Here is a 20,641-nt window from a genome sequence, read left to right as displayed (position 1 = left end):
ATTTTATAAATAAAAAGAATTATACTTCTTTGAAAAAGGGATCTTCTTTTAAGTCATTTATAAAAAATTCTAGATTATATGCTTCATACATTTCTGGAAGTGTATGATTGTTAACTAATAAAACTGGTGTAAAACTCATTCCTTGCAGCATACACCAATCGTTTTGTTCTTTATAGATGTGGTCTACTATCTAAAAAAAAGCATCAACTTTCGTCAATGCTTTTACTAGTATGTTTTGTGAGCGATATTACTATTTTCCTCCGAAAAGTCCACCTAGCAATCCGCCAAGTCCGCCACCGCTATTTCCTTCTTTTTTATCGTTGTTTCCACTGTTGAAAAGCATTCCAGCTATATCATCCATAACACTTCCGTCATTGTCAGCATCTAAGATTGATTCAAGAAAACTTTGTTCTGCGGCTGGTTGCGGTTGGTTTGATGATCCGCCACCTAACAATCCGCCCAATAAATCTCCAATTCCTCCAGAACTTTGTACATTTTGTTGACGTTTTTGTTTTCCTAAAACACCCATTAATATTGGTGCCGCAACTTTTAAAATATTTGCAATAGAGGAAGCATCCATTCCAGACTGTCTTCCAATAGCTTTTTCTACATTTTGTCTTTTGTCTCCCAAAACGTGACGTAAAATCCCGTCTCCATCATTTTTAACTTCTTGGTTTACACCGCCGCCAAATAGACTTCCTAGGTTGTCTAGAATACTTCCATCGTGTTTGTTTTCTAATGCTTTATTCAACCCTTCTGCGCCTTGAGGAGTACTTGCGTTCCTTTTCATTGCACTCATTAATACAGGTAAAGCCATGCTCAAAACACCAGCTGTTTTTCCTTGATCTTCTCCAACTTCATTACTCACTCCACCAATGATTTGTTTTCCCAAATCACTATTTAATAAATCTAAAATTCCAGACATTTAAAAAATATTTATTGTTAATATGAAAACAAGATAGGGATATTCTGTAAGAGTTTTTATATGCACTTGCTTTTTTTAGTTGATTGGTATGAAATGCAGAAATATTGGATGAATGGTTTTTAATATCGCTCAAAAACACGAAGAAGCTGTCTGAAAAGTATAATTTACGTCAAACCGAACCTTTAGTCTGTCGCTCAAGACAGGCTTGATTCGGTTTCCCATAATCATTGAAAATCAAGATAATGAGATTCTGAATCAAGTTCAGAATGACGCTTAAAAACACGAAAAGCACTCAATTTGAGTGCTTTTTGATGATTATATAAAACTTATTTTATTTTTCAGTTTTCATAATAGAACTAATCTGAGAAGCCAATTCTAGACCAATTCTATCTTGAGCTTCATTAGTTGCTGCTCCAATATGTGGTGTTAATGATATATACGGATTCATTAATACTTTGATTGCTGGCGTTGGTTCGTTTTCAAATACATCTAAACCTGCAAAGCTTAATTTTTTAGAATCTAAAGCATCAATTAAAGCAACTTCGTCAATAATTCCACCACGTGCCGCATTTATGATTCCTGCGCCATCTTTCATTAAATCAAATTCCTTTTTGCCAATAATATATCCTTTTTGAGCAGGAACATGCAACGAGATAAAGTCAGAATGTTGCAAAATGTCTTCCGTTGGTTCTGTTTCAATTTCTACATTGATAAATTGTCCGTTGTAAAAGTCTACTTTGATCATTGCTTTTCCAACAAGCTTATCAGAAGCAATGACTTTCATTCCTAAACCAAGTGCAATTTTTGCGACTTCACGACCAATTCGACCAAAACCAATAATTCCTAAAGTTTTTCCACGTAATTCAGTTCCGTTTGAATAGGATTTTTTTAAATCTTTAAAGCGAGAATCGCCATCTAGCGGCATGTTTCTGTTGGAATCATGCAAGAATCGAACTCCATTGAATAAATGTGCAAATACCAATTCCGCTACCGAACTTGAAGAAGCTGCAGGCGTATTGATGACATGAATTCCTTTAGATCGCGCATATTCAACATCAATATTGTCCATTCCAACACCGCCGCGACCAATGATTTTTAAGCTTTTGCATGCGTCAATAATATCTTTACGAACTTTGGTTGCACTTCTTACCAATAATGCATTTACTTTATTTTCATTGATATAATTAATCAATTGTTCTTGTGCAACTGTCGTTGTAATAACTTCGAATCCGTCGTTTACCAAAGCATCAATTCCGCTTTGAGAGATTCCGTCGTTTGCTAATATTTTCATTTTATTTGATTAAATGATTGAAAATTTAATGATTAAATTAGTATGCTTTCTTTTCTAGTGATTGCATAACATTTACAAGCACTTGCACACTTTCCAATGGCAATGCATTGTACATAGAAGCTCGGTAACCGCCAACACTTCTGTGACCGTTAAGTCCGTTAATTCCAGCTTCCGTTAACATTGATTCAAAAGTTTCTTTCAAACTTTCGTTTGTCAATGCAAATGTAGCATTCATATTGCTTCTATCTTCTGTGGCAACAAAACCTTTAAACAATGGATTTCTGTCAATTTCAGTATATAATAAAGCAGCTTTTTGTTCATTGATTTTTTCAATCGCAGGAATGCCGCCTAAATTTTTCAACCATTCTAGCGTTAACATCGAAACATAGATAGGAAAAACGGCTGGCGTATTGAACATACTATCTTTTGAAAGATGAACTTTATAATCTAACATAGAAGGAATTGCTCTGTTTACTTTTCCTAATACATCTTCTTTTATAACAATTAAGGTCGTTCCGGCAGGTCCCATATTTTTCTGCGCTCCAGCATAAATCAAGTCAAACTTAGAAAAGTCTAATTGACGCGAAAAGATATCAGAACTCATATCGCAAATCATTGGAACATCAGTTTCTGGAAAACTTTTCATTTGTGTACCAAAGATCGTATTGTTACTTGTGCAATGAAAATAATTTACATCCGAAGGAATTTCATAACCTTTAGGAATGTATGTAAAACCTTGGTCTTTAGACGAACCAACTTCCACAACTTCACCTAAAAGTTTGGCTTCCTTGATTGCTTTATCGCTCCAAGTTCCTGTATTTAAGTACGCCGCTTTTTTGTCTAATAAGTTATAAGCACACATTAGGAATTGCATACTTGCGCCACCTTGTAAAAAGAGAGCTTTGTATCCTTTTCCTTCCAATCCTAATAATTCAATGGCTAAACTGCGTGCGTTTTCCATCACATTCACAAATGGTTTGCTTCTGTGTGAAATTTCAAGTAATGAAAGATTGTCATTGTTAAAATTTAGAACCGCTTCCGAAGCTTTTTGCAATACTTCTTGCGGTAAAATACATGGTCCAGCGCTAAAGTTGTGTTTTTTCATTAGTTTGTGTTTGTTGTGTGTTGTTATTATAAATGCAAAGTTCTTAAATTATGAACGAATTGTTGTTATGAAAATGCTAAATAATTTTGAAAGCGTTTCCATTTTACGAATCCTGATTTTCTAACTGTTTATGAGAACCATCACAAGTTGGTTTTCGTTTAGATAATCCGCAAGTGCAATCATTTAAACCATATCCGTCTAAAATTCGTTCTATATTTTTCTCAATTCTTGCTATTTTAGTTTTGGATTGTTTTGGTTTACTAAAGTGATAAAGATATCCTTTTTGCCTTCCAGGAGTTAAGTTTTGAAATGCTTTTTTAAATTTAGAACGCTCTTTAAATATCTGGGTTAATTCCTGTGGCGTTTCAACTTCCGTAGTTTTTTTTAATTTGACTTCTAATCCCGATTTTTCTACCTCAATTGCTTCTTTAATGTACTTTTTTAAGATTGGTTTGAGTTCTTCAATTTCTGATAATTTCGTAAATCGAATTTGTCTTGCAGATTGTACATTTTCTGTTTGTTGAATTAAAATAGTAGCTTCATCTTTTAGCAAAACACCTTTGTGAAATAGGATTGCACAATAGTTTTTGAACTCATGAAGCAACACAACATTTTTTCCATTATATGTATAACAAGGATGCTTCCATTTAAAATCTTCAGTCAATTCACAGTTGAGAAGTATATTGCGAAGTTCCGTTAATTCTTCTTGCCATTTTTTAAGATTTTCCAAGTAAATATCAACTTCTTTTTGCATGATTTGATAATTTTTCTTTTAATAATATACAACTTCTCAGCTGAGGAAAATAGGGTAGTAGCAACCTCTTTTTATCTAATTTTTTAAATTTGTTAGAAACGCTAATGTATCAATTCCATCAGCATAATCGTGTAATTTCGGATATTGTGTTTGTCCAAAATCTACTTGATTTTCAAAGTTCATAGTTGTGACAATACATTGTATTTTTTCTGCGTCTTCGCTTAATTTTTCTTTCAGTGAAGCCAAATCATCATAATATTCATAAAAAATCGTCGCAATTGGAGAAGCATATTGTTGGTCTTCTTTAATCATTAGGAAACCATTTTCTAAGATATCAAACAAACTCATCAAATACACAGCTTTGTTATAATCATAGTTATTGGCGTATTTTGCGCTGTTCATGACATCGCTTTTTGAGTACATTCCTTTGAAAAAAGCTTGAAAATCATATCCTTTCGGAACAAATAATTTAGAAACACTTCTGCAACCTAATCCGAAATAAGTAAAAATATCGTCGCTTAGCGCGATTAATTGCTCTTCGGATTCGTTTCCTGTCAAAATGGCAACCGAATTTCTGTTTTTACGAATAATATTTGGCTTGTTTTTAAAATAATATTCAAAATAGCGCGCTGTATTATTACTTCCTGTGGCAATAACAGCTTCAAAATCAGTTAGTTTTTCTTCTGTAAAGATAATTTTACCTTTAAAATTTGGTTCCACATATTCTAAGTATTTTGCTAAATATGGCAACAAATGTTTATCATTAGAAGATTGCTTTACGCGTACTTCATGTCCAGAAATTAAAACCGATAAGAAATCGTGAAAACCTACCAATGGAATGTTTCCCGCCATAATGATCGCCACTTTTTTCGACGAACTATTGTTAAAATTGTATGTTGAAGTCCAACCTTCTAGCGATTCTTTCTGTAATGCTTCTGCCCAATTTTTCAAGGCAAAACGTAGCTGTTCTTTAGTAAACCAGCGATTATTTTCTTCTGATAATTTCAATTGATGCTTCATTCCATCAAAGAAAATATCATTAAAAGGAATAGAATTAGTAGGTGTAGCGTCTTCTTTTGCGAATTGTTCTAAAAAAGCGCCGAGTTTTACAAAAGCGTTAATTCTTTCTGCTAAATCCATCTGAATTTGTTTATGAATAGTTTTGGCGTTATTTTTGCAATCTGAATAAGGTCGCCACTATTTATTTTTGGCGAATTTATAAAACTTTTACCGCATTAGCGGTAGTTCATAAAAAGATTGTAAACGAATACGAAAAATAATGGCAATAATTATAACTGACGAATGTATTAACTGTGGTGCTTGCGAGCCAGAGTGCCCAAATACAGCAATTTACGAAGGAGCTGATGATTGGCGTTATTCAGATGGAACTTCTTTGAAAGGAACTGTTGTTCTTCCAGGAGGAAAAGAAGTGAATGCTGATGAAACGCAAGAACCAATTTCAGACGAACTTTATTATATATCTCCAGATAAGTGTACCGAATGTAAAGGATTTCATGAAGAGCCACAATGTGCGGCAGTTTGTCCTGTTGATTGTTGTGTGCCCGATGAAGATATCGTAGAAACGGAAGAAGAATTACTTGGAAAGCAACGTTTTATGCATCCGAAAAGTTAAAAGTTAAAAGTTGAAAGTGAAAAGTTGAAAGTGAAAAGTTGAAAGTGAAAAGTGAAAAGTGAAAAGTTGAAAGTGAAAAGTGAAAAGTGAAAAGTGAAAAACTGAAAACCGAGACTGAGACTAAAAAATAAAAAGAAGCCATTTATGATATCTCATGAGTGGCTTTTTTTGTGTATGATTTTTTTAATTTTGAAAACTGAAAACTGAAAACTGAAAACTGAAAACTGAAAACTGAAAACTGAAAACTGAAAACTGAAAACTGCGCCGCATTGAGCGAAGTCGAAATGAAAACTGAAAACTGAAAAAAGCCACTGTGATTTATCACAGTGGCTTTTTTGGTTTATGACTTTATTGATTTTCGCTTACTTAAATTAGATGATTTAAGGTTACTCTAGTTGTATATGTGCTTATTTGGGGCTTAAATTGGCATCATTATTAATCTATAAAGAACTTTATAATTATGTTAAAAAACTTAAAAACTTTAAAAGGAGTACAAACAATTTCTAAGAAGAAACAACAATCTATTCTTGGTGGTAATAGTTATTTAGAATGTTTACGAACGTGTGGAGGTTCTTGTAGTATAACAGGTCGTTGCTTTTGGATGGAAAAGTAATTGAATATAAAATGTTGAAAGTGAAAAGTTGAAAGTGAAAAGTCAGACTGAATACTAAACACTTAAAATAGGGGGAAAGTCACTTATGAAGTATCATGAGTGGCTTTTTGGTTTAAGATTTTGAATCTTAAAAATAGCAAATAGAGAATATTTAATGTAGAAGTTTTTTATTCGAAACTGGAAAAGTATTGAATTATAAATTTTTAATTTTACTTATTGAACATTGAACATTGAACATTGAACATTGAACATTGAACATTGAACATTGAACATTGAAAACTAAAAAAAGCCACATATGATAATACATAGTGGCTTTTGAGTTGGTTGATATTAGTTATATATCTTCAAAGTTTACATCTGTAAAACTTCCAGTATCCGTAGTTTCATCTGCACTTTGCGATTCCGTTTCATCCGTAGGATATTCTCTTTTGAAATCTTTTTGGTGACGTTCCGATATTACTTCTTCGCCTTTTTCATCTACAATATAAGAAGTCATTTCGCCTAAAATTTCTGAAAATGCAGTGAAATCTTCTTTGTATAAATAAATTTTGTGCTTTTTGTAATGGAAAGTTCCATCGTCGTTGGTAAACTTTTTGCTCTCAGTAACGGTTAGGTAATAGTCGCCAGCCTTGGTTGCTCTGACGTCAAAGAAATAAGTTCTCCTTCCTGCTCTCAATACTTTAGAGAAAATTTCTTCCTTCTCTAATAATTCTTTTTCACTCATAATCCCCTTTTTCTAAAGTTTAGTTGTTTGTTAATCTCCCTCAAAAATGTAAAAAATAATTTAACTGAACAACTAAATACTATAAATCTTTTTCGGAAAGTTGTTTTAAATAGAGCTGCTTGAAGTAACCATCTTGCTCAATAAGATCGTCATAACTGCCATTTTGAATAATGCGTCCGTCATCTAAAACAATAATTTTATCAGCATTTTTGGCAGAAGAAATACGGTGACTTACAATAATTGTCGTCTTATTTTTGGTAATTCGTTGAATATTATTGAGGATTTCCTCTTCGGTTTCTGTATCTACGGCTGACAAACAATCGTCCAATAATAGAATATTTGGATCTTTAATAATAGCACGCGCAATGGAAACACGTTGCTTCTGTCCGCCACTTAGCGTAATTCCGCGTTCGCCAAGAATAGTATCATATCCTTTTTTGAAACCAATAATATTTTCATGAACTGACGCAAATTTTGCCGCTTCAATCACTTCTGCTTCAGTTGCATCTTCTTTTCCAAATTTAATGTTGTCTTTAATGGTTTCTGAAAACAAGAACGCATCTTGCGGAACAATACTGGTAGCGTTTCGCAAACTGTTGAGGTTGAGTTCTTTAATAGGGATTTTATCAATTTCGATGACACCTTTTTCTATATCGTACATTCTACTGATTAAATCTAGAATTGTTGTTTTCCCAGAACCTGTTTTTCCAACAATTGCCAACGTTTCGCCAGAATTTAGCGTGAATGAAACATTTTTTAATGCAGTAATATTTGTATCATCATACGTAAATGAAACATCTTTAAATTCAATATTTCCTTTAATTGGTGTCGCTTTCGCGATTTGATTCTGAATTTCTGGAGCCACTTTCAAGAATTCATTAATACGTCCTTGCGAAACTTCCGCTTGTTGTACAATAGAAGTTACCCAACCAATCGTTGCAACTGGCCACGTTAGCATATTTACATACATAATAAATTCAGCCAAGACACCAAATTTTATTTCTCCATTAATATATTGTTGTCCACCAATATAAATTACCAGAATATTACTGGCACCAATTAATAAAATCATCATCGGAAAAAACCAAGCTTGCACTTTAACCAACGCCATATTTTTTTGTTTTCCTTCAATAACCATTGCATCAAATGTATGTTTTATTTGTGGCTCAATTCCGTATGCTTTAATGACTGAAACGCCAGAAAATGATTCTTGTGTAAAGGTTGATAATTTTGATAAAAACTGTTGTACAACGGCACTTCGTTTTTGAATGGCGCGACTTAGTTTGTAAATTAAAAATGCTAAAATTGGTAATGGAACTAGCGTATAAATTGCCACTTTTGGCGCTGTGATAAACATTAAAGGAATCAAACATGCAAATAACGTAATCGTACGAATACTGTACATAATTGCAGGTCCAGCATACATTCGTACTTTTCCAACATCTTCACTAATACGATTCATTAAATCGCCCGTACGATTCTTTTTATAGAAATTTGTAGATAGATTTTGATATTGCTGATAGACTTCATTTTTTAAGTCATATTCCACATATCTAGAAATATTGATAATCGTCTGACGCATTAAAAATGTGAAAAAAGCGGCTAGGATAGAAGCTCCAACTATAATTAAGATGTTTGTAAAAAGTGCATCTTTCACGATAGTTAAATCCGTAATTTCACTATCAATGTATTGTTGAACAGTCGTTAACGAATTTCCGATAAGTTTTGGCGCAAACAAAGAAAAAACCTGCGCTATCACGGTAATTAATATTCCTAAAAGTAGTTTTCCTTTGTATTTTTGGAAATATTTATTTAAATACTTTAATTCTTTCATCAGCTAAAATTCGCAAACGTTTTTTAAAATTTTTATTGAATAATCTTCATTTTAACAACAAGTTTGTTGCATAATTTTGAATTATTACTATTTTTACAGTTACTATTTTGTATATACTATAAAAATTAACACAACACATATGGTTTCAGACATCATAAATACTAACGAATTACATAAGGTAGATCCAGTCTTTGGGCAACTGTCTTTTGATAACCACGAACAAGTTGTTTTTTGTAACGACAAAGATACAGGATTAAAAGCAATTATAGGAATCCACAACACAGTTTTAGGACCTGCTTTAGGCGGAACTAGAATGTGGCAATATAATAATGAATGGGAAGCTTTAAATGATGCGCTTCGCTTATCACGCGGAATGACTTTTAAAGCCGCCATTACTGGATTGAATCTTGGTGGAGGAAAAGCCGTAATTATTGGAAATGCAAAAACACAAAAAACACCCGCATTAATGCGAAAGTTTGGTGAGTTTGTAAATTCATTAAGCGGACGCTATATCACAGCTGAAGATGTTGGAATGGAAACCGCTGATATGGACATCGTAAGAGAAGTAACACCATACGTAACTGGAATTTCAGAATCTAAAGGTGGCGCAGGAAATCCATCACCAATTACAGCATACGGCGTTTTTATGGGAATGAAAGCTGCTGCGAAATATAAATTTGGTTCCGATGTTTTAGAAGATAAAGTAGTATATGTACAAGGAATTGGACATGTTGGAGAAGCATTGGTTGCCCATTTATCAAATGAAGGCGCAAAAGTAATTATCGCTGACATTAATGAAGAACGTTTGCAAGCCGTAAGCAAAACCTACGGAGCAAAAATTTACAGAGGTAAAGATATTTATGCGGAAGAAATGGATGTGTATGCACCATGTGCTTTAGGAGCTACTATAAATGATAGTAGTATTTATAAATTGAAAGCACACGTAATTGCCGGAGCTGCAAACAATCAGTTGCAAGACGAAGTAAAACACGGAGCACTATTAAAAGATAGAGGAATTGCATACGCACCAGATTTCTTAATCAACGCTGGCGGAATTATCAATGTTTACGCTGAATTGGAAGGATATGGCAAGGCGGAAATCATGCGTAAAACAGAAAATATTTACAATACTACTTTGGAAATATTTAAACATTCAGAAGAAAATAATTCCACCACACACAACGCTGCTTTGAGCATTGCATTGGATAGAATTGAAACTAGAAAAAAAGAAGCGAATAAATAGTAGCATTCTTTTAAAATAATTATATTTTTGCGGGGCGAAAGGAGTTGATCTTTTTGCCTTTCATTTTCAAAAATTAAAGTTCTTATTTAGATGCTAACAAGAAGACATATTCGAGTTAAAGTAATGCAATCCATTTATGCATTATCACAGTCACAGAGTGACCAAGTTGATAAAGAATTGAAGTTTATCAATATGAGTATAGCGAATATGCATGATTTACATATGCTGACACTAGACTTATTTGTTAAACTAAATGAGTTGGCACAAAAACAATTGGCGCTTTCTCAAAAGAAATATTTAGCAACTTCTGCGGAAAAAAATCCAAATAAGAAGTTTATTCAAAACGCTATTATTCAACATTTAGTTCACAATGTAAATTTAAAAACTGCTATTCAGAATCGTAAATTAAACGATTGGGAATTGAACGGCGAATATATCCGTGTAATATTTGATGCAATGTTAGCGAGCGACGTATATAAAGAATATATGGCTTCTGAAGAAACTACATATGCCGATGATCGTGCGTTTTTAGCTAAATTGTTCTCAGAGGTAATTGCGCCAAATGAAAAATTATACGAATATTTTGAAGATCAAAAATTAACATGGCTTGATGATTTGCCAGTTGTCAACACTTTGATTTTGAAATCGATCAAACAATGCAAGCCCGGAAAAGAGCGAATTTTTCTTCCTGAATTGTATAAAGATGATGAAGATAGGGAGTTTGTGAAGGATTTATTTACGAAAACAGTCTTAAATGATGATATGTTAACGACTGAAATTCAAGGAAAAACACCTAATTGGGATAAAGATAGAATTGCCAATTTAGATTTAATTTTGCTTAAAATGGCGATTTGCGAATTCTTAAAATTTCCTTCAATCCCTGCAAAAGTCACGATAAATGAATATATTGAGCTCGCAAAAGAATATTCTACGTCGAAAAGTAGTATGTTTGTAAACGGAATTTTAGACAAATTAATTAAAGAGTATAAAAAAGAAAATAAGTTAAATAAAATCGGTCGCGGTTTGATGTAACGAAAACAATTATTAAATTTACCATTCAAAATTTTAAGTACTATGATCAGAAAAGGATTTTTATTATTAGGAGCTATGTCGCTTGTCTTATTCACATCATGTAAAGACGATGCAACAAAAAAAGTAAATAGCGAAAATGTTGCACAAGCAGCACAAAGAGATGCAGTAGCAAAAAACTTTGCAGCAATGACATTTGAAAAAACAGAGCATGACTTTGGAACTATCAATGAAGGTGACCAAGTGGAAACTACTTTTAAGTTTACAAACACTGGAACTGCACCTTTATTAATTTCAGGAATTAAAGGAAGTTGTGGATGTACTGTTCCTAACGATTGGCCAAAACAACCTATCGCACCAGGAGCTGAAGGACAGTTTACAGTAAAGTACAACTCTACAAACAAGCCAAACCTTAAAACAAATACTGTTACGGTAACGGCTAACACTGAAACAGGTTCAGCACGTGTTAATATCAAAGCATTTGCAACGCCTAGCCCAGAGTTAGAAGCTAAAAGAGCAAAAGCAAAAGTAGAAAGAGATGCTAGAATGAAAGCACAACAAGAAGCTCAAAAAGCTGCTGGTGCAAAAAATGGAACTGAAGTAAAAACGGGTTCAACTCAAGCAGGGCACGAAGGACACAATCATCAATAAATATTAATGGGAGAGTTAAGTCAATTTATACCGTTATTATTAATGGTTGTTGTAGTATACTTTTTTATACTAGCACCAAGCATTAAACGACAAAAAAAAGAAAAGAATTTCATGGTATCCATCAAAAAAGGTGATCGTGTGATTACCAAAAGTGGAATACATGGAAAAATTGTTGAGCTTAATGATAAAGACAACACTTGCATTATTGAAACTTTAGCAGGGAAAATTAAATTTGAACGCGCTGCACTTTCTGCGGAAGCATCCGTAAAAATCAATACGCTTCCTGCAAAAAAATAATACAAGCTTTTATAGCATAAAAAAAGCATCGTGAAAACGATGCTTTTTTGTTTTTATAAAATTTTAAAAGTCAATTATCGATATGAATCATTCAAACCTTTACCCTCCAAAATCATAGGAATTATTTTTTTGAGTCTACTTTCTTTAGTCGCAACTCTTTTTGCAGTACTTATATATTCAGCGTATTCTTTTTGTTTGTAATTTGATAATTTTTCAAAAGCAGTTTCTAACTTTTTGTCCGCTTCAAAAGCAACTTTCAATTCGTTAGAAATCACAATCGAAGTATCTTTTTTCATGACAACTGTTTTTCCATCTATTTGATATTGTACAGCTTCGTCAATATAAACTTTCACTAAATCTTCTGGAATTATATCAGCTACTGTAAATTTCCAATGTCGCATGGCTTGTGTTTTTCCTTCTTGCGCATTTACCAAAAGGTTTGCTTCATCTTTCAATAAAGCACCTTGGTAAAACCATAATCCAACATGCGATTTAAAAGCACTCAAACCTAAAATATTCTTTCCATCAACTGTAAACACAGGAATATTCCATTTGATCGTTTCTTTAACAGCAGAATTTTTCAGCACAATATTTCGCAATACATGCAGTTTAGCTGCCCATTCAGGGAAACTAGCAATGTATTCTTCTGCGGAAGCGTATTTTTTCATGAAAATTACTTTTTATACTTCTCAGCAGTCAATTCCGTAATTTTCACAATCACTTCAATAGCACTTAATATACTTTCTACCGGAACATATTCATAACGTCCGTGAAAATTATGTCCGCCAGCAAAAATATTTGGACACGGTAAACCCATAAATGATAACTGCGAACCGTCAGTTCCTCCACGAATTGGTTTGATAATTGGTGTAATTCCTACTGCTTTCATAGCTTCTTCAGCAATATCTACAATGTGAAAAACAGGTTCAACCTTTTCTTTCATATTGTAATATTGATCTTTCATAACCAATGTTACAGGATCGTATGTATACCGACTGTTAATATCTTCGGCAATCTTGCCAATTAACTCTTTTCGTGCTTCAAACTTATCTTTGTCATGATCTCTCACAATATATTCCAACGAAGCTTCTTCCACACTACCTTTTATAGTATGCAAATGATAAAATCCTTCACGACCCGAAGTTTCTTGCGGAACATCATGTGGCGGCAATGCATTCATAATTTCATTCGCAATTAAAATAGAATTGATCATTTTTCCTTTGGCATATCCTGGATGAACGATTTTACCTTTAATAGCAATTTTTGCGCTTGCTGCATTAAAATTTTCATATTCCAACTCGCCAATTTCGCTTCCGTCCATTGTATACGCCCAATCTGCACCAAACTTTGCTACATCAAACTTGTGTGCGCCACGACCAATTTCTTCATCTGGCGTAAAGCCAATACGAATTTTTCCATGTTTTATTTCTGGATGATTGATGAGGTATTCCATTGCAGAAACAATTTCGCAAACTCCAGCTTTATCATCTGCGCCAAGCAACGTTGTTCCGTCAGTAGTAATTAAGGTTTGTCCTTTATATAATAATAAATCTTCAAAATAATCAGGCGAAAGCACAATATTCTGTTCAGCATTTAAAACGATATCTTTTCCGTCATAATTATGCACAATTTGCGGTTTTACATTTGCGCCAGTAAAATCTGGAGAAGTATCAATATGTGACACAAAACCAATCGTAGGAACTTCATGCGCTACATTACTAGGCAAGGTTGCCATAATGTAAGCGTTATCGTCAATAGTTACTTCGGAGAGTCCAATTTTATTTAATTCATCTACTAATAAATTCGCTAAATCCCATTGTTTTGCTGTACTTGGTGTCGTTTCTGAAGTTTCATCAGATTCTGTGTCAATCGTTACATAACTAATAAATCTATCTATAATATGTTGCATATGTGCTCTTTTTCTTCAAAAGTAATTGATTTCTCAATATTCATAAAGTGTTGGGCTATTATTTTTATTATAATGAACGAAATAGGCGAAATTGATATCAATTTAACAATAGTTTAAGATAAAATTTCATTTTTTGTCTTTGTTAAGAAAAAATAAGTTAAATTCCCAGAACTATAAAAACCAATAATATGATAAAAAATTACTTCATTTTGATGTTGACAACACTCTTGTTTTCAACATTTTCTTATGCTCAAGTCGCTGGAACAGTGACAGATGACACTTCAACTCCGTTGCTAGGAGTTTCTATTGTAGTCAAAGGAACTACCAAAGGTGCAATTTCTGATTTTGATGGAAATTACAAAATTGACGCTAAACAAGGAGCTATTTTAGTATTCTCCTATGTTGGTTATGAAACTCAGGAAGTAACCGTAAACGGAAACACAGTTAATGTAACAATGGTATCAGGACTTGGTCTTGATGAAGTTGTACTTATTGGATCTCGTAATGCTAACAGAACAGCGACTGACACAGCTGTACCAGTAGATATATTGGATGTTAATGAATTAAAAGAAAGATCGCCACAAATTACTGTTACAGAAATTCTAAACTATGCGGCACCTTCTTTTTCATCGAATCCACAATCTATTTCTGATGGAACAGACCACATTGCGCCTGCATCATTAAGAGGTTTAGGACCAGACCAAGTATTGGTTTTAATCAATGGAAAAAGAAGACACAAAACGGCTTTAGTAAATGTAAATGGTACATTTGGTAGAGGTAGTGTTGGTACCGATTTATCCTCAATACCATCTAATGCAATTGATAGAATTGAAATTTTAAGAGATGGAGCTGCTGCACAATATGGTTCTGATGCCATTGCAGGAGTGATCAATATCGTTTTAAAGAAAGACACTAACAAACTTCAATTAAGTTTAACTGCTGGAGCTAATTTTACAAGCGAAAGCGGACCAGATGAGAATATTGATGGAGAAAAAGTGAATGTTGGTGTAAACTATGGGCTTCCAATTGGAGACGAAGGTGGATTTATTAACTTTACTGGAAACTTCAATTTTAGAGGTGCAACGAATAGAATGCAAGAATGGCAAGGACAAATATTCAATGCGTATAACTCTATTGAAAGAGTTGCTGATGCTGCAGGTTATGATACTTCTTTATTATTAGATAATGACTTTACTGATATTTTTAACTTTGCGGGTGCTGCCGGAATTACCTTAACAGGATCGGAAACACAAGCAGAACTTAGAACCATATTAGGTGCTGATGTAACAGACAGTGAATTAGCTGCTAGAGGACAACAACGTAGTGATTATAATATGAGAGTTGGACAATCTGAACTTAGAGGCGCACAGTTTTTTGGAAACATGGAAATTCCTTTAGGAGAAGATTTAGACTTCTATGCTTTTGGAGGTATTGGATACAAAAATGGAAATGCGGCAGGATTCTACAGATTGCCATATCAAAGTAGAGCGTACACGCCAGCTTATATAAATGGTTTCTTACCAGAAATTAATTCAAACATAACTGACAAAGCAATTGCAGTTGGAATTAGAGGAAAATTAGGAGACTGGAATGTAGATTTTAGCAATAACTTTGGAAAGAATTCATTCTTATACAGAATTAGTAACTCTAACAATGCATCTTTAGCAAACTCAACACCATTTGAAGCAGATGCAGGAGGATTCAATTACAGTGAAAACACAAGTAATGTGGATCTTAATAAATATTATGAAGACATTTTCGCTGGATTCAACGTCGCTTTTGGAGCAGAATACAGAGTAGAAAACTACGCAATTGTCGCTGGAGAAGAAAACTCATATGCACAATACAATACATTAGGAAACATTCATGATCCTACAGATCCAAACTCAGTAGTGCCAACAGATTTCTTTGGTAGTAGTAGACCAGGAGGAATTCAAGTATTTCCTGGATTCAAGCCAGAAAATGAAGTAAATGCATTCAGAAACTCTATTGCTGGATACATTGATGTAGAAGCAGATTTTACGGAATCTTTTATGGTTGCAGCAGCAATTCGTTTTGAAGACTTTTCAGATTTTGGAAGTACAGTAAATTTCAAATTAGCTACTAGATTGAAAGCAACTGACAATATAAATATTAGAGCAGGATTTCAAACAGGATTTAGAGCACCTTCATTACACCAAATTCATTACAACTCAACGTCTACATTATTCGTAAACGGAGTTCCTAATGAAGTTGGAATTTTCTCAAACACATCTCGTGTTGCACGATTATTAGGAATTGAGGAATTAAAAGAAGAAACTTCTACTGGATTTACGTTAGGATTTACTGCTAAAATTCCAAACGCAAATTTAAAGTTAACAATAGATGGTTATCTAATAAACATTGATGACAGAGCTATCTTAACAGGTCAGTTTGACGCGAATGGAAATGCAGAACTAGCAAGTTTATTCGCGCAAGCAAATGCAAGTCAAGCGGCATTCTTTGCAAACTCTGTGGATACACAAACAAAAGGTATTGATATTGTTGTAGATCATAAAGCAACGTTGTCAGACAATTTAAAACTGACAAACACATTATCATTTACATTATCAAAAACGACTGTTGAAGAAGTAAAAGTTCCGACTGCAATATCAAATGCAGGATTATCGGATACATATTTTGATAACACAAGCAGATTGTATTTAGAAGCAGCAGTTCCAAGAACGAAAGGAAACTTATCGCACAACCTTAAAATAGGAGATAAGTGGAACATCTTTTTAAGAAACAGTTACTTCGGTGAAGTAGAAGAAGCTACAAACAATACGGATCCTACTGTAGAAAGAATCTATGCTGGTAAAATTGTTACAGACTTAAGTTTTGGATACAGCGTAAGCGAAAGCCTAAAACTAACGTTGGGAGCAAACAACTTATTAGATGTATATCCAGATCAATCTGATCCAGCTTTTCAATCAAGCGGAAGATTCTTGTATTCTAGACGTTCTACACAATTTGGAACAAACGGAAGACACGTTTTTGCAAGATTAAGTTTATCTTTATAAAATACAATACACTTTAAAATTATTAAAAAGGCTCCATAATTTGGAGTCTTTTTTTGTTTTTTTTAAAATAGAAATATCAAGAATTTGTTGGCGATTTGAAAAAGAACATGTTTTAAATAAAATTATTTAACCTGAGTTTGATATAAAGTTTCAGAGTGTTTTTTTGTCTTTTCCGCAGTATAGCAGGGATTTTTCGTTAAGAATTTTCGAATCCTTGGAGAAAATTTAGAAAAATTCATGCGGTTTTAGTTTTTTTCAAAAAGAAAAACTAAAAATACCTCTGGAAAAGCGCACTTTCTTTTGTTTCTTTTCTTTGTGCGAGCAAAGAAAACGAAAATAAAAATCAAATAGTTAGCACAAAGTCTTTGTTCTAGACTCTAGAAGCGTAGCGGTCTTATATCTTTTATCGGACAAAACTAAAATAAAATAATACTTGAAAAGATTTCACTTCTATAAATTACATTATTTTTGCACAAACAATACAACATGTACCAATTCCTCGTAAAACCTATACTGTTTCTTTTTGATCCTGAAAAAGTACATCACTTTACCTTTTCATTAATTAGAACACTTTCTAAAATTCCTTTCATGAGAAGTCTTTTCAGAGGAATGTATGTTGTGAATGACAAACGTTTAGAACGAACTGTTTTTGGATTAACCTTTAAAAATCCTGTGGGTTTAGCTGCCGGATTTGATAAAGATGCCAAACTCTACAATGAGCTCTCAAACTTTGGTTTTGGTTTTATTGAAATAGGAACGTTGACGCCAAAACCACAAATTGGAAACCCTAAAAAACGGTTGTTTCGCTTAAAGCAAGATGAAGCAATTATAAACCGAATGGGATTCAACAATGGTGGCGTTCATGAAGCTGTGACACGTTTAAAGAAAAACAAAGGTGTATTAATTGGTGGAAACATCGGGAAGAATAAAACCACGCCAAACGAAAGTGCTGTTGAAGATTACAAAATTTGTTTTGAAGCGTTATTTCCGCATGTAGATTACTTTGTAGTAAATGTAAGTTCGCCCAATACTCCAAATTTACGTGCGTTGCAAGACAAAGAACCGTTGACAAAGTTACTGACAACCTTGCAAACGATGAACAATGCGAAAGATGCTCCGAAGCCAATTCTACTAAAAATTGCACCCGATTTAACCAACGAACAACTGGAAGATATCATAGAAATTATTGCGGAAACTAAAATTGCTGGCGTAATTGCTACAAACACAACAATTTCGCGTGAAGGTTTGCAATCGGAAGCCAAAGGTGAAATGGGCGGATTAAGTGGAAAACCACTCACAAATCGTTCTACGGAAGTGATTCGATTTCTAGCAGAAAAAAGCAACAAAGCGTTTCCAATCATTGGCGTTGGAGGAATTCACTCAGCAGAAGATGCATTAGAAAAACTAGAAGCTGGTGCAGATTTAGTTCAACTCTACACAGGATTTATTTATGAAGGTCCAAAATTGATTAAAGAGATTAACAAGCGAATTTTACAAGAATTGTAGTTTAAGATATATGCATTATAAACAATGATTAGAGTACTACATATATCAACATTCATGATTATAGGATTCTTTCTGTTTGGTTGCAGTAATCAAGAAGCTAGATTGAAATCAATTGAAAAAGAATTGTTTATTAAGCTACCTGTAAATATTGAAGTAATCCAAGATGATGATATTTCGCATAATGGGTTTGAAAGTGATTATACCCAAATTGTTACATTAAAATTTGAAAAAGAAGAATTTGAAGAACTTATTGATCAAATTGAAAGTTCACCATTTTTCAATGAGTTAAGGAGATTTGATGGTAAATCTAAACCGTTTCCCAATGATAAAATCAGCAAAGAACACAAAATAATACTTGATTCCTTAACTGCCGAAGCAAGAAGTGGAACTTGGATAAAAGATAAAGTTAATTACAAATACATAGACTTTTTTACTTGGTCAGATTTTTGTGACGCTTATATAAACACTACCAACAGAACATTAAAATATACTCATAATCATTTATAAAACGTATCACTTTTGCGCTACTGCCAAATATTAAACTCGTAACTTTCCATACACATCGTTGGCTTTAATTTATAAATCGCATATAAATTGCTGGTGAAATAAACAACAAACACATTTCAATGATTAATAGATTACAATTTTCAATAGATATTAAGGCAGAGAAAACCAAGATATGGAAAGCACTCTGGAACGAGCGTTCCTATCGCGACTGGGTCAGCGTATTCTTTGAAGGCTCTTATGCAATTACCGAAAATTGGGAAGAAGGCAGTAAAGTAGTATTCCTTGCTCCAGATCAAAGTGGTATTTACAGTAGCATCGAAACACATATTCCAAATAAAATTATGATGTTTAAGCATATCGGAAATGTGTTAAATGGAAAGGAACAACCTATTGATGATGAAACAAAAAAATGGTCCGGAGCCACGGAAACTTATACACTTACTGAAGGAACAGAAAGCAACACACTTACTGTTGAAATAGATGTCCTTGATGAACATCTTAACTTTATGACAACTACATTTCCGAAAGCATTGGAAAAGGTGAAGAATAACTGCTATAACACATAAAAAAAGCCCAATAAACAACGAAGTTCATTGGACTTTTTAATAAATACTTATCGTTCATGATGATCTGCTTCTTGTTGACTCAAACCGATAAAAAACAAAATTGCGCCTACAAAGGTCATACCAATTCTAATTGCCCATCCTGTGGTTTCTCCCCAATTATCAATCCACATCAAAAGTGTAAATTGCATATTCATAAAAGATAAAATAATGGAGCCAATCCCAAAAATGGCTAAGTACATACCAATGGTTTTCATATGTTAATTGTTAGTTAGGAAATAAATATATAAAAAAGATTGTAATAATTTGAGTTTTCCTTAATATTGCTTTCTTATGCAGTTTGAAATTCTCATATCTTTTTGTATTGCCACTTCGTTACTTGCCATTACGCCAGGACCAGACAATATCTATGTATTAATGCAAAGTATTGTAAACGGACGAAAATATGGAATAGCAACCGTTTTAGGACTCATGACAGGTTGTATCATTCACACTTCGGTGGTTGCATTTGGCGCTTCAACCATTCTCAAACAAAATCCTAGGTTGTTCTTTATTATCAAACTATTTGGGGCATTATATTTGGTATATCTTGCGTATAAAGTTTATGCAAGTTCGGGCAATATTGAATTGGGAAGCGACGCAATTCCTAAAAAAAGCGTTTGGCAATTATTCAAACAAGGATTTATTATGAATGTATTAAATCCGAAAGTTACACTATTTTTTCTGGCGTTATTTCCAGGGTTTCTATTTAGTGAAACGATGAACGAAGTAATTCAGTTTTACATATTAGGATTGCTTTTTATGTTAGTATCGTTTATTATCTTTAGTGGAATTGCCGTCTTAGCGGGAATCATTTCGGACACGATTAAAAAGCATAAAAACATCGGAATCTATCTAAAATGGACGCAAATAATTGTGTTTATTGGAATTGCAGTATTTATTATGATTAATTAACGTGAGTTCGATATAAAATTTCAGAGTGTGTTTTTGTCTTTTCCGCAGTATAGCAGGGATTTTTC

The 20,641-nt window shown here is 33.4% G+C and carries 21 protein-coding genes; 10 read left to right on the top strand and 11 right to left on the bottom strand.

The annotated features are described in order from the left end of the window. Positions 1 to 19 precede the first annotated feature (19 nt). The 6 genes from IMCC3317_RS23770 to IMCC3317_RS04365 all read right to left on the bottom strand — a co-directional run bounded on the left by IMCC3317_RS23770 (position 20) and on the right by IMCC3317_RS04365 (position 5,215). Positions 20 to 151, bottom strand: a complete 132-nt coding sequence (locus IMCC3317_RS23770) for a hypothetical protein (RefSeq protein WP_262887079.1) — start codon at positions 149 to 151, stop codon at positions 20 to 22. A 99-nt stretch (positions 152 to 250) separates the two neighbouring features. Continuing rightward, a complete protein-coding gene (locus tag IMCC3317_RS04385) occupies positions 251 to 925 on the bottom strand; it encodes a DUF937 domain-containing protein (protein ID WP_160128292.1) in 675 nt (224 codons plus the stop codon). 331 nt (positions 926 to 1,256) lie between these two features. After that, positions 1,257 to 2,216: a D-2-hydroxyacid dehydrogenase gene (locus IMCC3317_RS04380; protein ID WP_160128291.1), complete on the bottom strand. Its 960-nt coding sequence runs from the start codon at positions 2,214 to 2,216 to the stop codon at positions 1,257 to 1,259. 37 nt (positions 2,217 to 2,253) lie between these two features. Then, entirely contained in the window at positions 2,254 to 3,321 is a 1,068-nt protein-coding gene (gene serC, locus IMCC3317_RS04375; protein ID WP_160128290.1) for a 3-phosphoserine/phosphohydroxythreonine transaminase, read from the bottom strand. A 103-nt stretch (positions 3,322 to 3,424) separates the two neighbouring features. Beyond that, positions 3,425 to 4,075, bottom strand: coding sequence for a DUF1801 domain-containing protein (locus tag IMCC3317_RS04370; RefSeq protein WP_160128289.1), 651 nt, complete (start codon positions 4,073 to 4,075; stop codon positions 3,425 to 3,427). A gap of 75 nt (positions 4,076 to 4,150) precedes the next feature. Continuing rightward, positions 4,151 to 5,215, bottom strand: coding sequence for an acyl-CoA reductase (locus IMCC3317_RS04365; protein ID WP_160128288.1), 1,065 nt, complete (start codon positions 5,213 to 5,215; stop codon positions 4,151 to 4,153). 139 nt (positions 5,216 to 5,354) lie between these two features. On the opposite strand from IMCC3317_RS04365, the gene IMCC3317_RS04360 reads away from it, so the two are divergent. Further along, the gene (locus IMCC3317_RS04360) at positions 5,355 to 5,708 is read left to right on the top strand and encodes a 4Fe-4S dicluster domain-containing protein (protein ID WP_160128287.1); all 354 of its coding nucleotides are present in this window, start codon (positions 5,355 to 5,357) and stop codon (positions 5,706 to 5,708) included. 947 nt (positions 5,709 to 6,655) lie between these two features. On the opposite strand, the gene IMCC3317_RS04355 is transcribed toward IMCC3317_RS04360, so the two are convergent. Then, positions 6,656 to 7,045 carry a PUR family DNA/RNA-binding protein gene (locus IMCC3317_RS04355; RefSeq protein WP_160128286.1) on the bottom strand — a complete coding sequence of 130 codons (390 nt, stop codon included), beginning with the start codon at positions 7,043 to 7,045 and terminating at the stop codon, positions 6,656 to 6,658. A 79-nt stretch (positions 7,046 to 7,124) separates the two neighbouring features. Then, the gene (locus tag IMCC3317_RS04350) at positions 7,125 to 8,879 is read right to left on the bottom strand and encodes an ABC transporter ATP-binding protein (protein ID WP_160128285.1); all 1,755 of its coding nucleotides are present in this window, start codon (positions 8,877 to 8,879) and stop codon (positions 7,125 to 7,127) included. 139 nt (positions 8,880 to 9,018) lie between these two features. Between IMCC3317_RS04350 and IMCC3317_RS04345 the strand changes: the two genes are divergently transcribed. The 4 genes from IMCC3317_RS04345 to yajC all read left to right on the top strand — a co-directional run bounded on the left by IMCC3317_RS04345 (position 9,019) and on the right by yajC (position 12,099). Next, positions 9,019 to 10,122, top strand: a complete 1,104-nt coding sequence (locus IMCC3317_RS04345; protein WP_160128284.1) for a Glu/Leu/Phe/Val family dehydrogenase — start codon at positions 9,019 to 9,021, stop codon at positions 10,120 to 10,122. A 90-nt stretch (positions 10,123 to 10,212) separates the two neighbouring features. Continuing rightward, positions 10,213 to 11,154, top strand: a complete 942-nt coding sequence (nusB, locus tag IMCC3317_RS04340; RefSeq protein ID WP_228054952.1) for a transcription antitermination factor NusB — start codon at positions 10,213 to 10,215, stop codon at positions 11,152 to 11,154. Positions 11,155 to 11,196: 42 nt separating this feature from the next. Beyond that, on the top strand, positions 11,197 to 11,802 hold the full coding sequence (locus IMCC3317_RS04335) for a DUF1573 domain-containing protein (RefSeq protein WP_160128283.1): 606 nt from the start codon (positions 11,197 to 11,199) through the stop codon (positions 11,800 to 11,802). Between the two features lie 6 nt (positions 11,803 to 11,808). Next, complete coding sequence (gene yajC / locus IMCC3317_RS04330) at positions 11,809 to 12,099, top strand: preprotein translocase subunit YajC (protein WP_160128282.1); 291 nt, start codon at positions 11,809 to 11,811, stop codon at positions 12,097 to 12,099. A 74-nt stretch (positions 12,100 to 12,173) separates the two neighbouring features. On the opposite strand, the gene IMCC3317_RS04325 is transcribed toward yajC, so the two are convergent. Then, positions 12,174 to 12,767 (bottom strand): YdeI/OmpD-associated family protein, encoded by a 594-nt coding sequence (locus IMCC3317_RS04325; RefSeq protein ID WP_160128281.1) that lies wholly within the window; start codon positions 12,765 to 12,767, stop codon positions 12,174 to 12,176. Between the two features lie 5 nt (positions 12,768 to 12,772). Continuing rightward, positions 12,773 to 14,008, bottom strand: a complete 1,236-nt coding sequence (gene pepT / locus IMCC3317_RS04320; RefSeq protein ID WP_160128280.1) for a peptidase T — start codon at positions 14,006 to 14,008, stop codon at positions 12,773 to 12,775. A 188-nt stretch (positions 14,009 to 14,196) separates the two neighbouring features. Between pepT and IMCC3317_RS04315 the strand changes: the two genes are divergently transcribed. The 4 genes from IMCC3317_RS04315 to IMCC3317_RS04300 all read left to right on the top strand — a co-directional run bounded on the left by IMCC3317_RS04315 (position 14,197) and on the right by IMCC3317_RS04300 (position 19,625). Then, the gene (locus IMCC3317_RS04315; RefSeq protein ID WP_160128279.1) at positions 14,197 to 17,046 is read left to right on the top strand and encodes a TonB-dependent receptor; all 2,850 of its coding nucleotides are present in this window, start codon (positions 14,197 to 14,199) and stop codon (positions 17,044 to 17,046) included. A 486-nt stretch (positions 17,047 to 17,532) separates the two neighbouring features. Next, entirely contained in the window at positions 17,533 to 18,552 is a 1,020-nt protein-coding gene (locus IMCC3317_RS04310) for a quinone-dependent dihydroorotate dehydrogenase (protein WP_160128278.1), read from the top strand. A gap of 24 nt (positions 18,553 to 18,576) precedes the next feature. Next, positions 18,577 to 19,059 carry a hypothetical protein gene (locus IMCC3317_RS04305; protein WP_160128277.1) on the top strand — a complete coding sequence of 161 codons (483 nt, stop codon included), beginning with the start codon at positions 18,577 to 18,579 and terminating at the stop codon, positions 19,057 to 19,059. Positions 19,060 to 19,178: 119 nt separating this feature from the next. After that, positions 19,179 to 19,625 carry a hypothetical protein gene (locus IMCC3317_RS04300; protein WP_160128276.1) on the top strand — a complete coding sequence of 149 codons (447 nt, stop codon included), beginning with the start codon at positions 19,179 to 19,181 and terminating at the stop codon, positions 19,623 to 19,625. A gap of 47 nt (positions 19,626 to 19,672) precedes the next feature. Here IMCC3317_RS04300 and IMCC3317_RS04295 read toward each other — a convergent pair whose 3' ends face one another. Further along, positions 19,673 to 19,879, bottom strand: coding sequence for a hypothetical protein (locus IMCC3317_RS04295; protein WP_160128275.1), 207 nt, complete (start codon positions 19,877 to 19,879; stop codon positions 19,673 to 19,675). A 76-nt stretch (positions 19,880 to 19,955) separates the two neighbouring features. On the opposite strand from IMCC3317_RS04295, the gene IMCC3317_RS04290 reads away from it, so the two are divergent. Then, positions 19,956 to 20,576: a LysE family translocator gene (locus tag IMCC3317_RS04290; RefSeq protein WP_160128274.1), complete on the top strand. Its 621-nt coding sequence runs from the start codon at positions 19,956 to 19,958 to the stop codon at positions 20,574 to 20,576. Positions 20,577 to 20,641 lie beyond the last annotated feature (65 nt).

Origin of the sequence: Kordia antarctica, assembly GCF_009901525.1 — a bacterium.
Classification (GTDB): Bacteria; Bacteroidota; Bacteroidia; order Flavobacteriales; family Flavobacteriaceae; genus Kordia; species Kordia antarctica.
The sequence above is the reverse complement of the archived record's forward strand: the minus strand, read 5'-3'. Positions and strand labels throughout refer to the sequence as shown.